Source organism: Paenibacillus sp. FSL L8-0708, from assembly GCF_038009325.1.
GTDB classification, from domain to species: Bacteria; Bacillota; Bacilli; order Paenibacillales; family Paenibacillaceae; genus Paenibacillus_AQ; species Paenibacillus_AQ odorifer.
In genome coordinates, this window is the sequence record NZ_JBBPBC010000001.1 from 608,023 (window position 1) to 628,307 (window position 20,285).

28 protein-coding genes and 1 riboswitch are annotated in these 20,285 nt (G+C 41.9%); of the genes, 20 read left to right on the plus strand and 8 right to left on the minus strand.

The window, feature by feature from the left end; genetic code table 11:
* The first annotated feature begins 80 nt into the window (after nucleotides 1-80).
* The 6 genes from NYE58_RS02810 to NYE58_RS02835 all read left to right on the plus strand — a co-directional run bounded on the left by NYE58_RS02810 (nucleotide 81) and on the right by NYE58_RS02835 (nucleotide 4,200).
* A complete protein-coding gene (locus tag NYE58_RS02810) occupies nucleotides 81-539 on the plus strand; it encodes a phage holin family protein (protein ID WP_256715245.1) in 459 nt (152 codons plus the stop codon).
* The gene (locus NYE58_RS02815; protein ID WP_076138594.1) at nucleotides 539-1,444 is read left to right on the plus strand and encodes a M15 family metallopeptidase; all 906 of its coding nucleotides are present in this window, start codon (nucleotides 539-541) and stop codon (nucleotides 1,442-1,444) included. Before NYE58_RS02810 ends, NYE58_RS02815 begins: the two co-directional genes overlap by 1 nt.
* Nucleotides 1,445-1,447: 3 nt before the next feature.
* Nucleotides 1,448-1,600: a hypothetical protein gene (locus tag NYE58_RS02820; protein ID WP_179088958.1), complete on the plus strand. Its 153-nt coding sequence runs from the start codon at nucleotides 1,448-1,450 to the stop codon at nucleotides 1,598-1,600.
* A 186-nt stretch (nucleotides 1,601-1,786) separates the two neighbouring features.
* Complete coding sequence (locus tag NYE58_RS02825; RefSeq protein WP_076138595.1) at nucleotides 1,787-2,404, plus strand: hypothetical protein; 618 nt, start codon at nucleotides 1,787-1,789, stop codon at nucleotides 2,402-2,404.
* A gap of 81 nt (nucleotides 2,405-2,485) precedes the next feature.
* A complete protein-coding gene (locus tag NYE58_RS02830) occupies nucleotides 2,486-3,478 on the plus strand; it encodes a hypothetical protein (RefSeq protein ID WP_076138596.1) in 993 nt (330 codons plus the stop codon).
* Between the two features lie 503 nt (nucleotides 3,479-3,981).
* Entirely contained in the window at nucleotides 3,982-4,200 is a 219-nt protein-coding gene (locus tag NYE58_RS02835) for a hypothetical protein (RefSeq protein WP_256715246.1), read from the plus strand.
* A gap of 67 nt (nucleotides 4,201-4,267) precedes the next feature.
* On the opposite strand, the gene NYE58_RS02840 is transcribed toward NYE58_RS02835, so the two are convergent.
* Nucleotides 4,268-4,645: a DNA-directed RNA polymerase subunit alpha C-terminal domain-containing protein gene (locus NYE58_RS02840; RefSeq protein ID WP_076138598.1), complete on the minus strand. Its 378-nt coding sequence runs from the start codon at nucleotides 4,643-4,645 to the stop codon at nucleotides 4,268-4,270.
* Nucleotides 4,646-5,119: 474 nt separating this feature from the next.
* Here NYE58_RS02840 and NYE58_RS02845 point away from each other — a divergent pair, with 474 nt between their 5' ends.
* Nucleotides 5,120-5,407 (plus strand): helix-turn-helix domain-containing protein, encoded by a 288-nt coding sequence (locus NYE58_RS02845; RefSeq protein WP_076138600.1) that lies wholly within the window; start codon nucleotides 5,120-5,122, stop codon nucleotides 5,405-5,407.
* Nucleotides 5,408-5,420: 13 nt separating this feature from the next.
* Nucleotides 5,421-5,582, plus strand: a complete 162-nt coding sequence (locus tag NYE58_RS02850; protein ID WP_143766788.1) for a YolD-like family protein — start codon at nucleotides 5,421-5,423, stop codon at nucleotides 5,580-5,582.
* A 289-nt stretch (nucleotides 5,583-5,871) separates the two neighbouring features.
* Here the strand turns inward: NYE58_RS02850 and NYE58_RS02855 are convergent, their stop codons facing one another.
* Both NYE58_RS02855 and NYE58_RS02860 read right to left on the minus strand, forming a co-directional pair.
* Nucleotides 5,872-6,207, minus strand: coding sequence for a hypothetical protein (locus NYE58_RS02855; protein ID WP_076138601.1), 336 nt, complete (start codon nucleotides 6,205-6,207; stop codon nucleotides 5,872-5,874).
* 98 nt (nucleotides 6,208-6,305) lie between these two features.
* Nucleotides 6,306-6,911: a hypothetical protein gene (locus NYE58_RS02860; RefSeq protein WP_076138602.1), complete on the minus strand. Its 606-nt coding sequence runs from the start codon at nucleotides 6,909-6,911 to the stop codon at nucleotides 6,306-6,308.
* Nucleotides 6,912-7,192: 281 nt separating this feature from the next.
* On the opposite strand from NYE58_RS02860, the gene NYE58_RS02865 reads away from it, so the two are divergent.
* Nucleotides 7,193-7,363 carry a hypothetical protein gene (locus NYE58_RS02865; RefSeq protein WP_341001016.1) on the plus strand — a complete coding sequence of 57 codons (171 nt, stop codon included), beginning with the start codon at nucleotides 7,193-7,195 and terminating at the stop codon, nucleotides 7,361-7,363.
* Between the two features lie 134 nt (nucleotides 7,364-7,497).
* Here the strand turns inward: NYE58_RS02865 and NYE58_RS02870 are convergent, their stop codons facing one another.
* Nucleotides 7,498-7,719, minus strand: coding sequence for a helix-turn-helix domain-containing protein (locus NYE58_RS02870; RefSeq protein ID WP_076138603.1), 222 nt, complete (start codon nucleotides 7,717-7,719; stop codon nucleotides 7,498-7,500).
* A 117-nt stretch (nucleotides 7,720-7,836) separates the two neighbouring features.
* On the opposite strand from NYE58_RS02870, the gene NYE58_RS02875 reads away from it, so the two are divergent.
* From NYE58_RS02875 to NYE58_RS02885, 3 genes are all read left to right on the plus strand, one after another.
* On the plus strand, nucleotides 7,837-7,965 hold the full coding sequence (locus NYE58_RS02875; RefSeq protein ID WP_256715247.1) for a hypothetical protein: 129 nt from the start codon (nucleotides 7,837-7,839) through the stop codon (nucleotides 7,963-7,965).
* Between the two features lie 101 nt (nucleotides 7,966-8,066).
* The gene (locus tag NYE58_RS02880) at nucleotides 8,067-8,363 is read left to right on the plus strand and encodes a hypothetical protein (RefSeq protein WP_076138604.1); all 297 of its coding nucleotides are present in this window, start codon (nucleotides 8,067-8,069) and stop codon (nucleotides 8,361-8,363) included.
* Nucleotides 8,353-8,490: a hypothetical protein gene (locus tag NYE58_RS02885; RefSeq protein WP_179088959.1), complete on the plus strand. Its 138-nt coding sequence runs from the start codon at nucleotides 8,353-8,355 to the stop codon at nucleotides 8,488-8,490. Before NYE58_RS02880 ends, NYE58_RS02885 begins: the two co-directional genes overlap by 11 nt.
* Nucleotides 8,491-8,886: 396 nt before the next feature.
* On the opposite strand, the gene NYE58_RS02890 is transcribed toward NYE58_RS02885, so the two are convergent.
* From NYE58_RS02890 to NYE58_RS02900, 3 genes are all read right to left on the minus strand, one after another.
* Complete coding sequence (locus tag NYE58_RS02890; RefSeq protein WP_076219989.1) at nucleotides 8,887-9,102, minus strand: hypothetical protein; 216 nt, start codon at nucleotides 9,100-9,102, stop codon at nucleotides 8,887-8,889.
* 225 nt (nucleotides 9,103-9,327) lie between these two features.
* Nucleotides 9,328-9,657, minus strand: coding sequence for a hypothetical protein (locus tag NYE58_RS02895; RefSeq protein WP_076219990.1), 330 nt, complete (start codon nucleotides 9,655-9,657; stop codon nucleotides 9,328-9,330).
* Between the two features lie 502 nt (nucleotides 9,658-10,159).
* Complete coding sequence (locus NYE58_RS02900; protein ID WP_076142087.1) at nucleotides 10,160-10,504, minus strand: DUF3221 domain-containing protein; 345 nt, start codon at nucleotides 10,502-10,504, stop codon at nucleotides 10,160-10,162.
* 351 nt (nucleotides 10,505-10,855) lie between these two features.
* Here NYE58_RS02900 and NYE58_RS02905 point away from each other — a divergent pair, with 351 nt between their 5' ends.
* Nucleotides 10,856-11,269: an ASCH domain-containing protein gene (locus tag NYE58_RS02905; RefSeq protein WP_076179467.1), complete on the plus strand. Its 414-nt coding sequence runs from the start codon at nucleotides 10,856-10,858 to the stop codon at nucleotides 11,267-11,269.
* 199 nt (nucleotides 11,270-11,468) lie between these two features.
* On the opposite strand, the gene NYE58_RS02910 is transcribed toward NYE58_RS02905, so the two are convergent.
* On the minus strand, nucleotides 11,469-11,966 hold the full coding sequence (locus NYE58_RS02910) for a hypothetical protein (RefSeq protein ID WP_341001017.1): 498 nt from the start codon (nucleotides 11,964-11,966) through the stop codon (nucleotides 11,469-11,471).
* 390 nt (nucleotides 11,967-12,356) lie between these two features.
* Nucleotides 12,357-12,447: riboswitch (cyclic di-GMP riboswitch) on the plus strand.
* 108 nt (nucleotides 12,448-12,555) lie between these two features.
* Between NYE58_RS02910 and NYE58_RS02915 the strand changes: the two genes are divergently transcribed.
* The 7 genes from NYE58_RS02915 (at nucleotide 12,556) to NYE58_RS02945 (ending at nucleotide 20,282) form a co-directional block, all read left to right on the plus strand.
* The gene (locus NYE58_RS02915) at nucleotides 12,556-14,889 is read left to right on the plus strand and encodes a choice-of-anchor A family protein (protein WP_341001018.1); all 2,334 of its coding nucleotides are present in this window, start codon (nucleotides 12,556-12,558) and stop codon (nucleotides 14,887-14,889) included.
* 146 nt (nucleotides 14,890-15,035) lie between these two features.
* A complete protein-coding gene (locus tag NYE58_RS02920; protein ID WP_305954094.1) occupies nucleotides 15,036-15,971 on the plus strand; it encodes an alpha/beta hydrolase in 936 nt (311 codons plus the stop codon).
* Nucleotides 15,972-16,790: 819 nt separating this feature from the next.
* Complete coding sequence (locus NYE58_RS02925) at nucleotides 16,791-17,180, plus strand: NusG domain II-containing protein (RefSeq protein ID WP_036681022.1); 390 nt, start codon at nucleotides 16,791-16,793, stop codon at nucleotides 17,178-17,180.
* Nucleotides 17,164-17,721 carry a Gx transporter family protein gene (locus NYE58_RS02930; RefSeq protein ID WP_076124520.1) on the plus strand — a complete coding sequence of 186 codons (558 nt, stop codon included), beginning with the start codon at nucleotides 17,164-17,166 and terminating at the stop codon, nucleotides 17,719-17,721. Before NYE58_RS02925 ends, NYE58_RS02930 begins: the two co-directional genes overlap by 17 nt.
* A gap of 29 nt (nucleotides 17,722-17,750) precedes the next feature.
* The gene (locus tag NYE58_RS02935) at nucleotides 17,751-18,605 is read left to right on the plus strand and encodes an ATP-binding cassette domain-containing protein (protein ID WP_341001019.1); all 855 of its coding nucleotides are present in this window, start codon (nucleotides 17,751-17,753) and stop codon (nucleotides 18,603-18,605) included.
* Entirely contained in the window at nucleotides 18,596-19,498 is a 903-nt protein-coding gene (locus tag NYE58_RS02940) for an energy-coupling factor transporter ATPase (protein ID WP_076220113.1), read from the plus strand. The genes NYE58_RS02935 and NYE58_RS02940 overlap by 10 nt, the downstream gene beginning before the upstream one ends.
* On the plus strand, nucleotides 19,491-20,282 hold the full coding sequence (locus NYE58_RS02945; protein ID WP_036681014.1) for an energy-coupling factor transporter transmembrane component T family protein: 792 nt from the start codon (nucleotides 19,491-19,493) through the stop codon (nucleotides 20,280-20,282). The genes NYE58_RS02940 and NYE58_RS02945 overlap by 8 nt, the downstream gene beginning before the upstream one ends.
* Nucleotides 20,283-20,285: the final 3 nt, after the last annotated feature.

Sequence of the window (20,285 nt, forward strand, 5' to 3'; positions counted from 1 at the left end):
AAATTGCTAGCGCCACATAGTAGGCGTTTTTATTTTGCCCTCGGATCCCCGGGGGCTATTTATATTGGGGGGGAATTGCATTGACTAAATCTCAAATCGCTGCGTCAACGATAGGTGCAGTACTTGTTCCGACATTTGATTTTTTATATGGGGAGGCGGACGCGGTCGTAACCATCATGGCTGCACTTTTATTTTTTATTATCATGGATTGGTTATCTGGTATTAGAGCCGCCAAAAAGGATAACACATATGCCAGTAAATATGGAATTGATGGAGTCTTTCGTACGTTCTTCATGTTGCTACTACCCGCAGGTGGACATCTGCTTGATATGGTGTTTGGGTTGCCTGGAGCGATATTTGGTGCATTATCTATTGGAACCTTGTACCACGTTTTGCAGAGTATGACAGCAAACTCAATACGGGCAGGTTGGGGGGATTCACTCCCATTGCCAGTCTTGGATGTAGTACTTAAGTGGGTGGGGAGTGAGCTGGATAAGAAGGTTAAACGCGCTGCCAACAGAAAGGGGGACGATGAGTAATGTCTCTCACGCTGGATCAAGTAAAGAGTAAATCATCTACGAGAATGATAGGATTGCACCCGGTAGTAATGGCTGCTGCGACAGTTTTAATTGAGCGCTGTTACACTCGGGGAGTTCCTATCTTGATAACTCAGGGGTTGCGGACAATAGCTGAGCAGAATGGACTACTTGCTCAGGGACGGACGCAAGCAGAGCTTAATGTAGCTGGATTATCGAGCGTTAAGGCACAGCCGGACAAACCAAAGGTCACCAACGCCAAGGGCGGGACCAGTTATCATAACTTTGGACTAGCCATCGACTTCGCATTATTACTACCAGATGGGAAACAGGTATCATGGGATTTAAAACGTGACGGTGATGGTGACAAGGTAGCTGATTGGACGGAGGTAGTTCAGGAGGCTAAAGCTCTTGGTTTTGAATGGGGCGGTGATTTTGTCTCAATTAAGGATGCACCGCATTTTCAAATGACTTTTGGGCTGACAACCTCACAACTACGTGCTGGTGCTAAGCCGTCAGAGATCGCTATGGCAGAAGCATCGGCTGTTATAGATCGACTAAAAGGGGAGGCAGATGAAAATATGAGTAGAATCGCAGAACTGGAAGTACAAGTAAAGGAACTAGCGAAAGTAGTATCTGGATTGACCAATAGCAAAGATGTACTTAAAGAACAGTCTCTTAAGCAGGCTGCAGATATTAAGGAACTGAGGATTATACTGTTGGAATTGACGAATACCAACCCTCCTGTATGGTCCAAGGAGGCTTTACAGGCGTTTGCATGTACGCCGTCAGTCCTCAATGGTAAGCCAGTTATTGATACACCGGGATCAGCAACATATGCTGAGGCGCGGTTTATTACAATCCTTCATCGTCTCGGGTTGGCATCACAACAAAAAGGGGACAAGTAAAGTATGGTCAATCAAAACTTAACGGATGTACTGGCGTTCGCTTCGGTGATCGCCGTTCTTACTACGGTTTTGGCTCAAAACGGAATCGTCGATGTGGATAATGAACACTCGTACCGTGTAGATGAAATAAGCGATTGGAAACCCTCTGCGATGTGAAGTCTTAAGATATACAAGAAATAAATCTATGAAACTTGTATAAATTATTTAATTATTGTAAAGTTATTACATAGAAAATTATGGAGGTGATTAGTATATTTTCCTTATAAGGAATGATTAGAGGGCAGGATTCGCTTCTTCTACCAAAAGTAAGTATATTATTATCATTTATAGGAGGAATATTTTATGAAAAGAATTAAATTATTAACTTCTATTGTTTTATGTGCTTCAATGGTACTTCCATTTTCAGCAAATGCCAGTTCTTTAACTCCTAATGATGAGAACATTCAAATTGAAGGCAAGAAGATAGCAGATGCATATAGCGTTGGAGATAAGCTCTCTGAAGCAGATCTGAAATTCATTCTTGATAATGCTTATTCGGTAGAAAATACCGCTAGTAAAGCTGAATTTTCAGTGGCCTCTGCTGATAGTTGGAGCATTTATGGTATGAAACGGAATAGCAATAATACTGTGGAAGGCGAAGTGGGTGGCAGTGTTACGGTTGATGTTGGATTGATATCAATTAATGTGTATGGAAGTTTGCAGGCTAATAAGGTTCGCGGGTCTGTTGATTCGACAGTAGCTAATTATAGATTTGTAGCCTACGGTCCAATATCAACGGAAGCACCATATGTCGGGAAAGTTGCTGATTGGACTCAAACAGCAAGTGGAACTAGCTCGGCGTCCTTAGGTATTTCAAAACTCACATACGCAAATGTTGTAACTTATATGATGTATCCGGAAGGTATCTTAACTTATTCTGGCGGGACTCTTAATGTAACCGGGACTGCTACGAAACAATAATAACAAAATTCACTACGTAAACAGCTATGCCAGAAAAATAAATTCTGGCATAGCTGCTTTATGTGAAGAAGGATGAGTGCTTTGAGCAGAAAAATTATACTAGCTGTTTTATCCTTGATGTTTATGTTCTCTACATCTGCCTGTGATTCTTTAAATCCCAATAATAAACTCGTAGAAACTCTCAAAGATACTTACTTCGAGGATAATCAAGTATCTGGCTTTATAAGCACACTTACAAACCAAATTGATATTTCATCCACGTACTATACTTTCGAGATTAATCGCTTTTACGGAAATTTAATTCAAATAAATAAAGAAAAACTCAAAATATTAGTGTTAACAAAAATTTCGAGTATGACCCAAGAAAAAAATCTTAGTAGAGCACTTATTGAAGAAAAAGACACGATCTCTCTTGCAAAAGAGTTAGAGATTCAATTAGACGAAGACTTTAAAAAAAATATAATTAATTCTTTGGAAAAGCATCTGAAAGATGAATCAAAGCAAACCCCAAATACAGATCAAACCACGATTAATATTAATCAACAATATAAACTGCAGATTCACTTTAATTTTTTATCTATAATTAATTCAATGAATATGAAAATATCTCCATCTATTAAGGAGCTTATAAAGAGTAATTTAACAATGGTTGAGAGGAGTTTAACACTTTCAGAGCAAAAAAGTATTAAAGCTATTTACTATACCTACTTTGTTAAAAAGTGGTTAAGTATACCTGTAGATGAGCAAACTGTAACTGAAAAATTAGATCTTTTAAGACTCGCCGATCACAGCTATCTTTTTCTTCCGATCAAGGATCAGATGGAATTAAAAATTAATGGTAGCGATAATGGAGATATTTCGTCTACAAGATTAGCAAATGAAATATTGGTAGATCTCTATGGGATTAAGAATTTGAAGAATAAAGAGGGAACGCTAAAATATATTAGTGATTATATTGAAAAAATGAATAATTTGACTTATGAGAGTTCAACTATATATATTAATGATATGTACGAAGTCGTTTATTTATCAGGGGTAATGGGATATCATGAATTTAGAAAACTTAAACGCTGAGACGGAGGAATAAGTTTGGAAATAGTTTGGACTAATTTAATATTAACTGTGATTATTTCGGGGATACTAATATTTTTAATTATTAAAGGCATCAGTTCATTAGTAAAGAGTTATAAATCAAAGAAATAACTTTATAGACGAGTATAGTATGTCATGGTTATATTTGCGAGTCTCTGACTTTAAAAAAAATTATCAAAAATTGTTGACAAAAAAACTGAATTTCAAATCACTTACCCTGCTGCTATGGTGGGGTATTTCTTTGTGATAAGGAAAATTTTCCTTATCAGTGTACATATACATGATGTTCCAAATGAATTAATCATATACTTATGAATAATGAAAACTATCAGTATAGAGAGACTTACTTTTACGTGGGGAATCCAGTAATTCTATGGATCACCATACTTGGCTTGGTGTTGCTGGGATTTGTTTTGTTTTATTTGATTAAGAAATACATAAAGCAGAGAAAATGAGAGACAGGTATTTTATTCATAGGAGTGATCATGTTGAGTAGTGTATACAAGGTCCTAAAGACAGACTCTGAATTCCTTACGGCTGCTTTGTCACAGTCACAGGTAGATATACTTGAACGCCGTGGTGATCTGGCAGGGTGTATAGTTGATTGTGGTGGCTCGATTCAGAAATGGAGTCCTGTTAGTGTTAAAGTTGCTGATTCTTATTATATGAGAAGTGAATTTGAATTTAGGATGGTTTTAGCATAATCGACAGTTAGTAACGACAAATTTAAGTAATAACCCGCCAGTCTTCTACCTGGCGGGTTTCTTGTATTTATATTTCAATGCCTAACTCAATTAATTGGTTCTTAACTAGGGGCATTCTTTTTAATCGTTCAACCTGACCTCGTAAAGGTTGTTCTAAAATCTCTGTTTTCAAAACTAACTCAGGTTTCTGTGAAATAGTTTTCAATAAAATAAACAAAACAATTAAGCCCTTTTCACCAAAGTTTCGAGACTTAACTAAATCCGCTGGAGAAGTATTTACAACATCATCAATTGTCATATAGTTATTTTCTTGAAGTGAGTTGAGAATTCTGGAGATACTTTTGCTAGATGGCTCTGGGGCAGCGATTCGTAAGAAATGAATAGGAAATGGGTAGAAAACTTTAGGAACGGGGAATAAAAACTTCAATGTTGCATTTTGCTTCATCTCAATCCTCCTGATGTGTAATTATGTGACACTTAAACACGTATATATAGATTAAAACTTTAAGTTTAGATTTAAATCAGATATTAGGTCGGAAAATATTACAAATTTGTACATACGGGAAGAATGTCTGATAGGTTCAAGCAGATAGTAGATTACCGTAAGTTTAGTATTACGCAAGGTTCGGTCGACCTTAAGAGATCGATGGATATTTTTTTACATTGATTTACGAACGCATGTTTGGTTATAATACAAACAAACGTTCTTATTTTTGGGAGGTTATCAACATGCAAATGCAGATTGGTCAAACCGTTGAAATTGTTTACTTAGATAAAGTCGGCAAGATTACTCAGCGTAAGATCGAGGTCCATAGTATTTGTGACGGTCGTATCAGGGCTACATGCTTGACCGCCAACTCGCCCCGAGTATTCCTAGAATCCAGTATCCTGTCATGGCACCCCATACAGGAGAGACGCTATGCTTAGCGATACGGCCCGCAAGCTGCTGATGATTATGCGGCATTGCTCGGTGCATCATGGATACATGCCTACGCTAGAGGTGCTGGAGACAAAGAGTGGGCGAAAACCAGAAAAGATCCAGGTCGGGCTTCAGGAATTGGCAGAGGATAACTACATTCTGTGGGAGTTTGGGAGACCACCAGAGAGTGTAGTTGTAATTGAGGGATGGGAACGAACTGAGGAGCGATCTACATCAGTTACATGGGGCGTTGATGGTGGCCATATAGATTATTGGACAAATTACTAGGAGGATAGGCATCATGGTAAAGAAATTAGGGAGTATATTTGATTGCAGTAGAATGATGCTGCCAGAGCACAAACAGAGAATTATTACTGATGAGCGTATGCAGAGTCTGCGTAGTAAACCAGTGCTGGATGTACAAGAGTGGGAGCTGATTGATCATGTCCTTACTTATTCCTAGCGATATAATGAGCAGGAAACAATAACGCTCTTTGACCCAAGGCATGACATTGAGATCAGAGGCATTGTGCTAGCTGTTGATCGACAACTACGACAGATCAAGTTCCAGATGGAGCATGATTGCGATTTGATAAAGATAGACAATGTAATTCAGGTCATTTCATAAAAAATGCCCGCCGGATTTATTCTGACGGGGTTTTACCTTATGTAAATATGATGAGATCCAATATTTTTTGAGGGGATTACTTTTTCAGGAGGTCGTCTAAGCTACCTCCCTTTTCAAATAGAAACTACTCTACCCAAACCATAAATAATGTTTTTCCGTCAATTAGTTGCTCATCTGCGAAGATATTAGAAAACCGTTGATTTTCTCTATTTTCTCTTACTAAGTGAAAAACTAAAGAAAAGGCTAGTTTAGGATCTCCTGTCATGTAGCCATCAAATTCGGTTCCGATCTTATTATAAGCATCACCGTTATAAACCCAATGTTCTGCTTCTCTTAAGGTGTCAAATGTAATCATTTCTTTAAACCAATTAATTTTTGAAAGATCAACTTCTTTAGATTCATCGTGAGTGGTATCTTTCAAAAAAAAATACTCCGAATGAGTATTTTGCTTATCGCCCATTTTGATCCCCTTTCTATAGGAATTTATTATAGTATACTCCAAAGAGTTTATATAAAACAAAAGAGAGGCTTCTCCTCTCTTTTGTTTTATATATTTATTTATGGAACTATGCAAGAAACAGTGACTAATGCACCAGCTTTAGGGCTATCGAGGTTGAATGTAATACTTAGAGTGTCACCAGATTCAAGATATGCGTTCCCCCCGCCTGAGATATTGTATCTTGAAAGGCTTCCGTGAAAAAGATAATTCGAAGGTTGATTGTGAGGTGCATAAATACTTGCTCCAGGAATACTTACTGGAAACCCTGAACCAGCTAGAGTAACTGTTCCACTCAGTGCAGAGACTTTAACTGTTGGTCCAAATGCTAAAATTCCCGCTGGTAAAAGTTGTAACCCCCAGGATAGTGTTTTATTAAATGAATACTGTGAAGTGAATTGAGTGAGACCATAAGTACCCCAGGTGCTTGCACCACAAGATTTTATATCATTTGCGTTGAAATTTTGAATTTGAAACGAATCATTTTCTGTATTGGCATTGTCTGTCTTATCATTGAAATTTTCCAAATGAGCGTCCGTCTTAATATTCAAAATTTCTAAATGAGTACCAGTTTGTTCAATTGATTCTGCTGAAGCTGAGAATCCAAATGAAGAGAAAATAATTGCAATCGTCAAAAATAGAGAAAAAGTGTGCTTCAAAATTCGCATAATAACCTCCAGTAATTTGGTTTTTATTTCCTTGTTATGGGATAATTAGAACACAATTAATTCTATTAATCAACAAATTTAGATATAAATAGGACTTTGATAATAAGAATTTAAATTTAAGGACTTTATAACTATAAACGTAAATAAATGGGGATTATGTGTTCTTTTTTTGGTATATTCTAAGGGTTACACAAGGGGAGAACTTAGGCTTTATATTTGGATAGCTATATAGAAAAGAGTAGAAAACTATATTAACAATGAGAGTCAGTACCAAATTAACAATGTTTGAGTCTCGCCCTTGCTTCCGCGAGCTCGAACGGGCAACCGATGAGCTCAAGAACAAGTATGATGATGCATTGATCTGCAGGGCAGCATTCTTTTCAGATGCCGGATTGCTCAAGGATCGGTCGGTAAGATCGGAGTACACTAAAAAAATGCCCTGCGGATCGTAATGATCTGCAGGGCATCTTTTTTTACTATTAATACTTGAAAGGAACTTGAGTTTTACTGGAAGATAATATCAATAATTTGTTGTATTTAGGGTTGAATTGTTTTCCTTTACTTCTCTCGGTTACCCGATTACTTTTTATTCGGTGTCCTCCTCATCCTTTGTATATTCAATTAATTCTGAGATATGGGTTAGATTAAAAAATTTCAAAAGAGTTTCCAAATGCCCCGGAGGCCAATGCTTTGCAGTGTTCTTCTCCATATCGCTTAATGTGTTCCATCGAATACTTGTGGCTTCACTTAATTGGCGTACACTCAGCTTTTCCGCTTCTCTTAATTCTTGAATTTTTAATCTCAACATACCTTCTCACCTCACCATAACTATACAATAGCTTGCAGATAAGCTCAACGTTTTTAGTTGATATTCAACGATATTCGTTGTATAATTATAAGTGTAGAGGGGAGGTGAACAGAGCTTATGAAAGATTGGGCAAACTTAGCAGTCTCCATTGTGAATTTGGCAACAGCACTAGTCCTACTGAGGAAAGCGACAAAGGAGACAAAAGAAAAAGGAACCAAACGCCGCCGGGCAGGCAAACGTAAATAGGTTCCCGGAGAGCAGGGGTTGCGCCCCCTGCTCTCCGCCCAATCATAACATAAACGGTTTGAACGATACAATCAGCCGGCGGGCATACGCGGAGGGGTACGATGAATAAGAGCGAGACAGAAAAAGCGGTAAAGTCAGCCAATGGGCTGAAGGTGGCATACCCATTAGATGAGATTGAGCAGCTATTTGAGCAATACGAAGAAGCGGCCGATGCTCTGCAGGAAAAGATCGACCGCTTGGAAGGCATGGAGGAATTAGGAGAAATGCTTCAGGAACGACTTGATAAATACAACGAGCGAATGGAGGCGCTGGAACGTGCAAAAGAGGCTCTGGAAAGCTTACGGGATACATTCTCAGAGTTTGAAGAAGCTTTAGGGGATTTAGAGAATGCAGTATAATATGGGGCTATTCCCCGTCAACATGAAGGAGGAAGTGAAAATGCTGAATACAATCACCTATATCATTATTGGTGCCGCACTAGTCGTCTCTGTGGTTGCACTAATTAAAGCACGCGGTCGGCGCTAATGTCGCCCGCATCCGCCTTGTTGATCTGCAGCTTGTTCTTACAAGGGACGGACTGGTACAAGACCAATCATTTTCTTCTAACATTTCTTCTAACCAAACTTCTAACGGCTACTAAATATCTACAAACCCTTATAAGTATCTAAACAGCATTTCTCGTATATAATTCAGTCTTGCAAACCCTTATACTACCTTATAAATACTTGCTTGGTCGCACTCGTAATGCGTAGGCCGGGGGTTCAATTCCCTTCACCAGCATCCCAAAAAACCATACGTGGCGCGGATTCTTGAAATTTGGAGAGTCGCGCTTTTTTGTTTCTTCTACCATTAATATTACAAAGTGATTTTACAAGTGTTTGGGAATATGAAAAACCCCACCAGTTTAAGGTGGGGCTTTTGTTACCAAGTATTATAGTTCGATTGATACTTAACTTGCTTATTCACATAGCTCTCATTGGGGTAATCACTTCTGACAGACTGCAAGTAACCTGAAATTGCAAATGCTGCAATAAGCCCTCCTATAATTCCTGTGATGAAGCTGAATGTTGAAAATCCGAATGTGGCAACTACTCCAATGGAAGACAATGCTACAAGCAATAGACTGAATATTTTCATCTTTATACACACCTCCATTTTGTATATGTAGTAATTTGGAAATTAAGATTGATACGTTACCTTGTTTGATCGGTTTCGATAAAAATAATAAAAATTCAGCAAATCTTTAGACGGGCTTCATACTTATTTAAGCTAAGAGGATTATAGTAATTACATAACCCCCTTATAATATAGATCTAGACCCTGCCGGAAGTTGGTGGGGTCACTTTTTTGCACAGAGTAATTTTATAAATATGGTTGCCCAATATAGAAGAGAAACAAGAAATATAAAATGTAGAGAATGGGTAGCTTTATTTTTAATTTCTTGCAGGAATTTTTGAATTTTTCTGAGGTCTTGGACAGATTCTTCATCACATATCCATAAATGAGGAATTGTCCAATAATAAAGAAAATGAGCTTAAGGGGAAAGTTGCCCATTTTTATCTCAGTGAAAATAATAGTGAATGTGACACTCACAAAGGTTAGTGATACAACTTTTAAAAACTGTTCATAACGATCTTGTGGTTCTTTGATAGGATCCTGCTGCCCCCATTTTCTCTCATCAATTTCTGTCATGGTAAACCTCCAATCTACTGAATGTTATTAGTATTTCACCAGATTGAGATGCTTTTTGAACAGGGAGAATTAATTGGGAAACCATTATGAGTATAGTTGTCTGTTGCATCTTGTTGAAAGCTTACTTGTTGTGGAGATAGTACATTGCCTGAAGTTATAAGCTCCTATAGTTGTTACATCGTAAGGTTTCAGTAATTCCAACAAAGAGTGAACTCCCAAATGCTTGGGATTATGCCCACTGGCTTCGGCTGGTGAGCTTTTTTTCGTTTACAGAATGTCCCGGAATTATTATATTCAGATTATGTAAATGTTTAGTCCGGGATAGATTATTCATAGTAAATATTCGGAAGGGTATTTCTGCTTCGGAAATTCCCGTAACAGAGATGTTGAGAGTATATAATATTCCATATTATATACTCTGATTTCTCTTTAAATCTACTATAAAGAAGCGCCGTCCCTTTTGGAGACGCCGCTTCTTTATAGTAGATTCTATTCTTTTTGCTCAATTCTTGATTTTGGTGATCTTTTTGGCGGTAACTTGTGCAGGGAATGAATCATCACTTACTTCAAAAAATACTTTAATCTCATCGCCTTTTTTATATTTAGAAGGTGCAACTTTATTTACCCAAATGGCTTGAGAGTACTCATTAGATTCGAGAATCTCCTTGTATTCCTTGTTCAAGTCTTCTTCTTTTAATTCAGAAATTACTAAAATTCTTTTATTTTCTACATCTATTGTGTGTACAATTCCTTTCAAAACTTCATTATTCTTACTACAGGCGGTGACGAATAACAAAAAAACAAAAATAAGAGTCCATTTAATAGTAGTACGTGGTTTTTGAATCATGGACCTTCCCCTCCAGTGGTTACGACATTAGTTTAAAATCGGTTGCACAGGCATAGCATTTAGTACATTACCAATATAAGAATAAACAGCAGCCTTTCCATTATGACGACCTTTATTGATTCTGGGGAGTTACAGGTGAATGTCTGTAGTATTGATATTTTCATAAGAACTTTTGTTTGTATATAATAAAAATAAATGTTCTTATTTTAGAGGCGATCAATGATGGAAATGAGTATCGACCAAACGGTTGGGATTATTTATCAGGTCAAGGTGAACAAGATTACACAACGCGAGATCGAGATCCGTGGCATCCGTGAAAAACGTCCAACATAAACAAAGGGGATAAATATCATGCGGTGTATAACAATACGGCAGCCTTGGGCGACCTTAATTGCTCTTGGTGAAAAAGAGTTTGAAACTCGTTCATGGAGAACAGCCTACCGCGGCGAGTTAGGCATCCATGCCGGAATGAGGATTGACAAAAAGATTTGTGAACAGGAACCGTACAAATCAGTATTGGCGAAACATGGCTATACAGCGAATAATTTGCCGACAGGAGCTATTATTGCTACAGGTCAGCTCGCGGGATGTTATGTGGTTACTCCAGAGGTGGATTTAAGGGAATGGATCAATGGGAATGAATATGATTTTGGCGACTATAGTGAAGGACGGTTTGCCTGGAAGCTTGAAGGGGTTCATCCATTAAGCCATCCAATTCCAGCTAAAGGTCGGCTAAGCTTGTGGGAGCACTCTAATCACTTCTGAACGGCGAACAATATTTTTAATGTAATTTTTATGTGCCTATCAGCTATTTTTCAGGTTCGAGGTATATATTAGAGACACCAAACACCCCCCAGTGTTTTGTGGTATATCTCTCTCAGGTCTTGCCAACTCCCATGGTAAGGCCTATTTTTTTGTTCACTAATTGATTGGGGGGAGAGAGCGCAGCGGCTTCTATACAGCTTTACTTAATCTGGTACTGTTCTTCGTAACTCTTAAAAGATGAAATATCCAGCCCTAGGTATCTGCACATATGGATGGCAGCTTGAGCCGCAACAATGTCATTCAACAGCAGCATTCGTTCATGATAGCCACGACATATATACTTGGCTTCAATTCCAGTATTAAGTCTGTTTTGCTCATACACCTTGATTCCCCGTCTTCTCATTTCTGCACGAACATCCCTTAGATCTGTTGTAGCTACTGCAGCAGCTGTTCCAAGCACCTCCAGATAAGGGGCGGGTGTTCGTAAGTGTGTAGATAAAATGGCGGAGTCCCGTTCGAAAGCTGATAAAATCATCGGAAGCAATAAATAAGATTTCACCAGCATGTTGTCCCTGCTTTCTGCTCTATGCATGAATCTCATCACCTCTAATAGGAACGTATATTCGTATTCTACCCCGATATTCCAAAAATAATCAATGGTATTTCTAAACAGCTTATCCAATGTGATTAAATTCACAACTAAATAACGAAGAATAAATTATATTAAAAATTGTAATAATAAAAATTAATGTATCGAACGCAAATAAAGGAGAATTATGATGGAAAAAGAGGGCAGCCTCCAGCGTGGATTGTTTTTTGGTTTAATTCTGAGTATTCCCTTATGGATATCCATATTGGGCTATATACAGTTACTTTAAAATTTAATGAAAAACCTTATGCGAAGCGCCTTCAGGCGCTTTTTTTGTGTGGTACTAATGCGGGGAATTATCGAAAGGAATTGATTGACAATTGTGGGTGTCGGGCGCTAAACTGTTATTAATTCAAAAGTATTAAAAGTCATAGACTGTTATTGGATAGAATGCTTCAGCTACCAGTTCTGGACTTGCAGTGTAATACATATATATAGTCATGATAATAGCAAACCGTCTGAAAGGGCGGGACGCAAAGTCCAGGAGTCTAAAGTGTCTTAAAGGCACAATGACCGTCCGACTGCCATGAGAAGGGAATTTCACTTCTTTTTGGCGGTCTTTTTTGTTGTTAGGTCCTTTAGAGTTTCTGGTAATTATTCTGATTAATATAAATCATAGTTTTAGGAGGTGTGCCATTTGAAAAGAAGAATAAAACCGTTACTCTCGCTTGTATTAGCTGGGATTTTGACGGTAGGTAGTGGGCTTTCCTCATTGGGAGCTGGAGTTGCTGGAGCTAGTAGTTCTTCTACATTGGGAATTGCAGCGGTCTACAACGTGTTTATTCTAGGGGATATAACAACAGTTTCGGATACGGAAGGAAGGTTTGCTGCTGGAGGTAACGTTAACTTAACCAACTATAGTGTTGGAGATAGGTTGACCGCTGCAGAGGTTTCCCTGACTGACACACTTGTTGTTGGAGGGAATCTTACTTTCAACGGAGGTACTGTTTATGGGAATATCGTGCACGGGGGAGATTTTTCAGGGAATGTAACGCTCCTCAAGGGTGGTACAAAAAGACAGGGGAGTACGATTGACTTTTCAGCAGTAGGTCAGTCTTTGAAGGACAAATCAGCAGAACTTGCAGCATTGCCGGCGAATGGAACAACAGTGTACCAATATGGCAACCTTATCCTGACAGGTACAGATCCTGCGGTCAATGTTTTTAATGTTTCAGGAGATAACGTCTCTAATACCTACGGAATTACAATAAATGTTCCTTCAGGATCTACTGCAATTATTAATATTGATGGTTCTAACGTAAAAATGAAAAACTTCGGATTTCTACCTAATAACGTGTTGAACAGCAAGAAAATTTTGCTTAACTTTAGCCAAGCTGCGTATCTTGATATGGCAGGCATAGGTGTAATGGGAAGCATACTTGCCCCCTATGCTCATGTTGATTTTATTAATGGTCAGATTAACGGTACTTTAGTGGCGGCTTCACTCAAAGGTACTGGTGGTGGTGAATTTCACCACTATCCATACGATGGTGATGAACCTGGACCAACACCGACACCAACGCCGACAGTGACGCCAACACCGACACCAACGCCAACAGTGACACCAACGCCGACACCAACGCCGACACCAACGCCGACACCGACGCCAACGCCGACGCCAACGCCAACGCCGACAGTGACACCAACGCCAACACCAACGCCAACGCCGACAGTGACACCAACGCCGACGCCGACAGTGACACCAACGCCGACACCAACACCGACAGTGACACCAACACCAACACCGACAGCGACACCAACGCCGACACCGACGCCAACACCATGTCCGACGCCAACACCAACGCCGACAGTGACGCCAACACCGACACCAACACCAACGCCGACGCCAACGCCGACACCGACGCCAACGCCAACGCCGACAGTGACACCAACGCCAACACCAACGCCGACACCGACGCCAACGCCAACGCCGACAGTGACACCAACGCCAACACCAACGCCGACGCCGACAGTGACACCAACGCCAACGCCAACGCCGACAGTGACACCAACGCCAACGCCGACAGTGACACCAACGCCGACGCCGACAGTGACACCAACACCAACGCCAACACCAACACCAACGCCGACGCCGACAGTGACACCAACGCCGACACCAACACCGACGCCAACACCGACGCCGACAGTGACACCGACGCCAACGCCGACAGTGACGCCAACACCGACACCAACGCCGACAGTGACGCCAACACCGACACCAACGCCGACAGTGACACCAACACCAACGCCGACAGTGACACCAACACCAACGCCAACAGTGACACCAACGCCGACAGTGACGCCAACACCGACACCAACGCCAACACCAACGCCGACACCAACACCAACGCCGACGCCGACAGTGACACCAACGCCGACACCAACGCCGACAGTGACACCAACGCCGACACCAACGCCGACAGTGACACCAACACCAACGCCGACAGTGACGCCAACACCAACACCAACGCCGACGGTAACGCCTGAGGCAACACCGACACCGACGGTAACACCAGAGGCAACACCAACGCCGACGGTAACGCCTGAGGCAACACCAACACCGACGGTAACGCCTGAAGCAACACCAACGTCGACACCAGAGACTTCGGTGTTCCCGACACCAACGCCATCATCCGTAATTGGCACTATAGTTCTTGCAGAAGATCCTGTGCCGCTTGGGCCTGTAGCTTCGCCGACACCAGCGCCAGTACCAACACCGTCGAATAGCACAGAAGTACTTGTTGATGATGATGAGATCCCATTAGGTCCGGTACCGGCAGTGACACCAACGCCAACACCAACACCTGATGAAATCATCGTAGTGGACGATACGATCCCATTAGGAAAGCCACCTGTGAAGGAATTGCCAAAAACGGGTGAATCAAGTCCTGCACCTTACTATGTAGCAGGTTTAGGTTTTGCACTTATCGGATTATTAATGAGAACCAAGTTCTCCAAAAAGAATAAATAATAAAGGGTAGATCAACATAGAGTCGCTTTCGGGAGTGTTCCGATGGCGGCTCTATTTGTATGTCATGATTGCGATAGTTTGGTGCATTCTAAGTAGATGGTATACTCTTGTTGCAAAGGAAATGAAGAGGGGATGGCGAAGGCGAATTGATATGGTTCATTATTAGCGCTGTAATCATCATAGGGATTCTAATCTATGTGGGATTTTTCTTCTATGGTATTGCTATTAAACGAGCGCCAAAGGTATTTCTAAGTAATAATCCTAATCTGAAGGCTGATCCTCCGGTTGCCGGAGCTTCTTGGGGGGAGGGGAAGGATTGGGTCTCTCGCCAGAGCTTCGAGAATATTGAGATCGTATCTGCAGATGGACTTAAACTAAGAGGTTACTTACTCCGATCTAATCGTGCTGCGGGACGCACAGCCATTCTAGCCCACGGTTATTCAGGTAAAGCAAAGGATATGGGGGCGTACGCCAAAATCTACTACGAGAACTTAGGCTTTAACATCCTAATTCCCGATGCAAGAGGGCATGGAGATAGCGCAGGGGATTACATTGGTTTTGGTTGGCCGGAACGAAAAGATTATTTGCAATGGATTGAATACATGATTAAAAAGACTGGGCCTAGTGCTCAAATTGTGCTTCACGGTGTCTCTATGGGTGGTGCTACAGTGCTAATGACCTCAGGGGAAGATCTTCCGCCGCAGGTAAAAGCTATTGTTGCGGACTGCGCTTATACCTCAGTAAAAGCACAATTATCTTACCAACTACGACGCATGTATCGCTTGCCAAGTTTCCCTTTCGTTCAAAGTGCAAGTCTAATCACCCGCTTGAAGGCGGGGTATGGCTTTGGTGAAGCCTCTGCATTAAAACAAGTGCGGAAAGCGAAGGCTCCGATTCTTTTTATTCATGGGGATGCGGATAACTTTGTACCTTTTGCTATGATGAATGAATTGTATGAGGCATGCCAGAGTCCAAAAGAGAGGCTCATAGTGCCGCAAGCGGGGCATGGATTGTCTTATGATACGGATAAGGCGGGGTATACAGATGTAGTAACAGCTTTTATAAGTCGATATGTAAAATAAGTCCTGAACGTAGACAGCGCCCGATATCCGCTAGGTAGCGGTTATCGGGCGCCTATATTTTTCCACACATGACGTAGTCCTTGAATAAGGATCGTACCGTCATGCTTTCTCGTTATATTCATCCCCCGCCGTTCGTGAGTAACGGGTGTCTTGATTCCTTGTTATTTCCAGCAGCCGTGTGGCGAGAATAATCCTTCCAATACGACAAAAGCCCTACCTCTCTTTTGCCCTTGCGGCTCCATTGACCGCGCCAGTGTGAATCGGAATGCTATATTTCGAATTTAATCTCATAAAAAGGAAGAGTACTGCAAGAAAACATAAAGCCTCTTTGTCCAAAATGCCGATGTGTATAATAGTCGGCCTGACATCTTCTTGGTGGGGATATTCAATATATCGAAAAACAAATACCATATAAATATAACACACTATTGTTTAAAAGGCAAATATAATAATGAATTCCAAGATAAGGTTTATTTGATTCTAGAGAGGAACAAACCTCGATAAGGGGCGCTTAGATTTTGAAAGTAACTTAAATTGGGTTAATTGTGAATTATTCCGGAAAAGCTAGTAAACCAGAGGAGATGGGCGATCTCGGTGCAAATGGGCTAAAATGTAAGTTGGATTTTTTTGCAAACGCTACAAACTTCAACTGAAAATGCCAGAGACGAATGGGTTGTGTCTGCTGGGGTTATTTTGCGTGCCTATTTTGTGAACAGCTCTCTAAAACTGACAATAAACTCCAACATTGATTGAAGGATTGAGGGTAGACCGTTATAATTAATAAGTCTGGATTTTAATTAAAAAATAAGGGAGATTTTTATGAAACGCGCAGATGTGTGGCTGATTTCCATCGTATTGATTGCTGCGCTCGCTTTTCTCGTACCGAGATGGTTTTCGGACAATGATGACAAAGGTGGGGCCGGTAAAAATCTCATAGCCAATGTAACGGTGGACGGTGAGTTATTTAAAACGGTAAAGCTTACAAAAGAAGAACAAACCATTGAGGTCCGCACGGAACGCGGCTATAACATTTTGAAGGTGCATGATTACGGGATTGAAATGTACGATGCCGATTGCGCTGATAAAGTTTGCCTAGGTTTTGGTTTTATTACCCTGCCCAAACAGACGATTGTCTGTCTACCGCATAGAGTATTAGTCGAAATCACCAGTGCGTCGGGGGAGGATGATATAGATGCCTATGTCCAGTAGTGAATCTGCAACAGCTTTAAAAAGAACAGTGATTATTGCGATTTTCGCCGCAGTGGCAGTAGTGTTAAGTTTAATAGAGGCACAGATTCCGTTATCCGGGATGGGACTGGTGCCGGGTGCTAAGCTCGGACTGGCCAACATTATGATTTTGACTTGTATTTACTTTTTACGTGGACGGGATGCTTTGCTGCTTGTCATCCTCAAAACACTGCTTACTGCATTTCTGCTAGGTACCTTCTCAAGCTTGCTGTTTAGTTTATTTGGTTCACTTTTTAGCTTTGTTGTTATGTTTGTGCTGATGCTGATTAGTGGCAAAGGTAAGAGTATAAGCTTGATCGGAATTAGTATAGCCGGTGGGATTGCGCATAATATCGGTCAGCTGCTGGCAGCTTCTATGGTATTTGCATCACTTAGTATTTTTTATTATCTTCCCATGCTGCTGATCACTGGGGTAGTAACAGGAATTGCCGTGGGCTATGCAGTCCGTTATTTGGTGGCGTCATTGTCAAAAATATCGCTGTTTGAAGAATTTTTGGACTGATTAGTCACATCAGCGGAAGGATGACTAACATGAATGAATCATACGAAGGTCAAGACTTAGAGGGAGAGGGACAAGCAGTCATCTCTCTGGATGGGGTATCGTTTGGCTATGATCCCGAGCATCCGATTCTTCAAAATATAACGTTATCTATCTCTCAAGGACAATGGGTCAGCTTGGTTGGTCCTAATGGCTGCGGGAAGTCTACGTTGGTCAAGCTGCTCAATGCTCTGCTGCCTAAGGGGGCTGGTGAGATTGTGGTTAGTGGCATGCTGCTTAGTGAGGAAACGATCGGAAGCATTCGGCAATGTATCGGAATGGTGTTCCAAAATCCGGATAATCAGTTTATTGGAGCCACTGTAGAGGAAGATATCCTATTCGGCCTGGAAGGGCTTTGTTTGCCGTACGAAGAGATGGCTGAACGTTTGCACTCCTATACGACGAGACTAGGAATAAATCATCTGTTGTCCAAGCATCCGGGTGAGCTGTCGGGAGGTCAAAAGCAGCGTGTTGCTATCGCTTCCATTCTTGCTATGGAACCAGGCATCGTCATTTTTGACGAGGCCTCTTCTATGTTGGATGAAGGAAGCAGAAATGACCTTCTCGGTATTCTGCAGGTTATGCGGGCAGAAGGGAAGTACACAATCCTCATGATTACGCATGATGCAGATGAGATTTTGGCATCGGATCGGGTGCTTGCGCTGCATGGAGGTGGTTTGGCTGCAGATGTTACACCGGCGGAGTTGTTCCGGAACGAGGAGCTTCTGGAAAAATGCCATCTGCGTGAACCTTATCCTTGGCGCCTTGCACGCGAGCTGCAGAACCAGGGTATTCATGTGGATGTTCCGACCAGTGAAAAGGAGCTTATAGACACGTTATGGCCATAGAATTACAGCAAGTAAGTTACACCTACGCTGACCGAAGCCTCTGGAAGCTGACGGCGCTCCGGGACATTAACCTCAGTGTACCCATTGGCTCGATGGTTGGTATTGCGGGGGCGACGGGCTCAGGTAAATCGACGCTTCTACAATTGTTTAACGGGATACTGAAACCAACCGAGGGTACGGTAAAAGTGCTTGATGTAACTATTCAGGCTGGTGAGAAGTCACCTAAGCTAATGCCACTGCGCCGCCGAGTCGGATTGGTATTTCAATTTCCGGAGCAGCAGATGTTCGAAGATACGGTCGAGAAGGATCTCATTTTCGGTCCCCTTAATTTCGGCATGAGTCTCGAAGAGGCAAAGTCACGTGCACGTCAGGCCATGTCAGATATGGGGCTGGATCTCGCACTGCTAGAGCGGAATCCTTTCCAATTGAGCGGTGGACAAATGCGTAAGGCGGCTATCGCTTCCGTGCTAGCTATGGACCCTGAGGTCATCGTTCTGGATGAGCCCACGGCAACGCTTGATCCCATTAGCCGTGCAGAGCTAATCAGCTTGCTGGAGAGATTATGTCGTGAGCAGGGCAGAACGATCATTATCGTCACGCATCGGATGGATGAGTTATTGCCCTATGCGGACAGCTGGGTTGTACTTAAAGAGGGCAGCACGGCGTTTCAGGGCAGTGTAAAGGCACTTGCAGATGATCCTTCAATTCTGGAACAGTGTGGTTTGACGGTTCCGCAGTCCCTTCGTTACTGGCGTGCAGTTGCTGATCATTTAGGTCTTGTGGATGAAGCCCCCCGCTTGACGGCTGAGAGTCTGGCAGAGTTTATAGCTTCGCTGCCAGCGGAATCAATAAGCACTGGTAAGCCCGATGGAAAGAGGGATGACCATGAATGAGAAACTGATCTTAGGCAGGAGTATTGAGACCGGTTCGTGGGTGCACAAACTGGATGCTCGTGCCAAAATCACTGGCATGCTATTATACGTAGCTGTTATCCTGCTCTCACGTTCGTGGATGGCCATGGCTGTGCTGGCTATTTTTTCGATAGCCGTTATGGCTTCAACGCGGATTCCGCTTAAATACTTCCTGAAAGCAGCTAAGCCTTTACGTTATTTAATGTTGTTTATCTTTATTGTGCAGGTGGTGTCTGTAAAGACAGGGGAGGTAGTGCTGACTCTTGGTTCCTGGTCTATCTATGAGGGAGGGCTAAGATTAGGGGCATTTTCGGTCATCCGCATGTTCTTTCTTATCACCTTTACAGCGCTTCTGACCTTCACAACAACGCCGGGGAAGCTGAATCAAGGGCTGGAGGGGATCTTGACACCCTTCAAAAAGCTTGGCTTATCCCCTGACCGTATCACGCTGATGATCAGCATTTCACTTCGTTTCATTCCTACGATTCTAGATGAATCGCAGATCATAATGAAAGCGCAGGCCTCAAGGGGAGCCGATCTGAAAGAGCTGCCTTTGAAGGAAAAGGGACGGATGTTAGTCTCCCTGCTGGTCCCGATTATCGCCAGTGCTTTTAGGCGTGCTCAGGATCTGGTGTATTCCATGGAGGCCCGCGGTTTTCGCATGGATGCTCCCCGCAGTCGGTATCACCGCCTAAGGTGGGGCAAATTCGATACTGTTTTTATTGGGATGTTTGTGGTCATGGGAATTGCAGTAGCTTTGTTATAATAC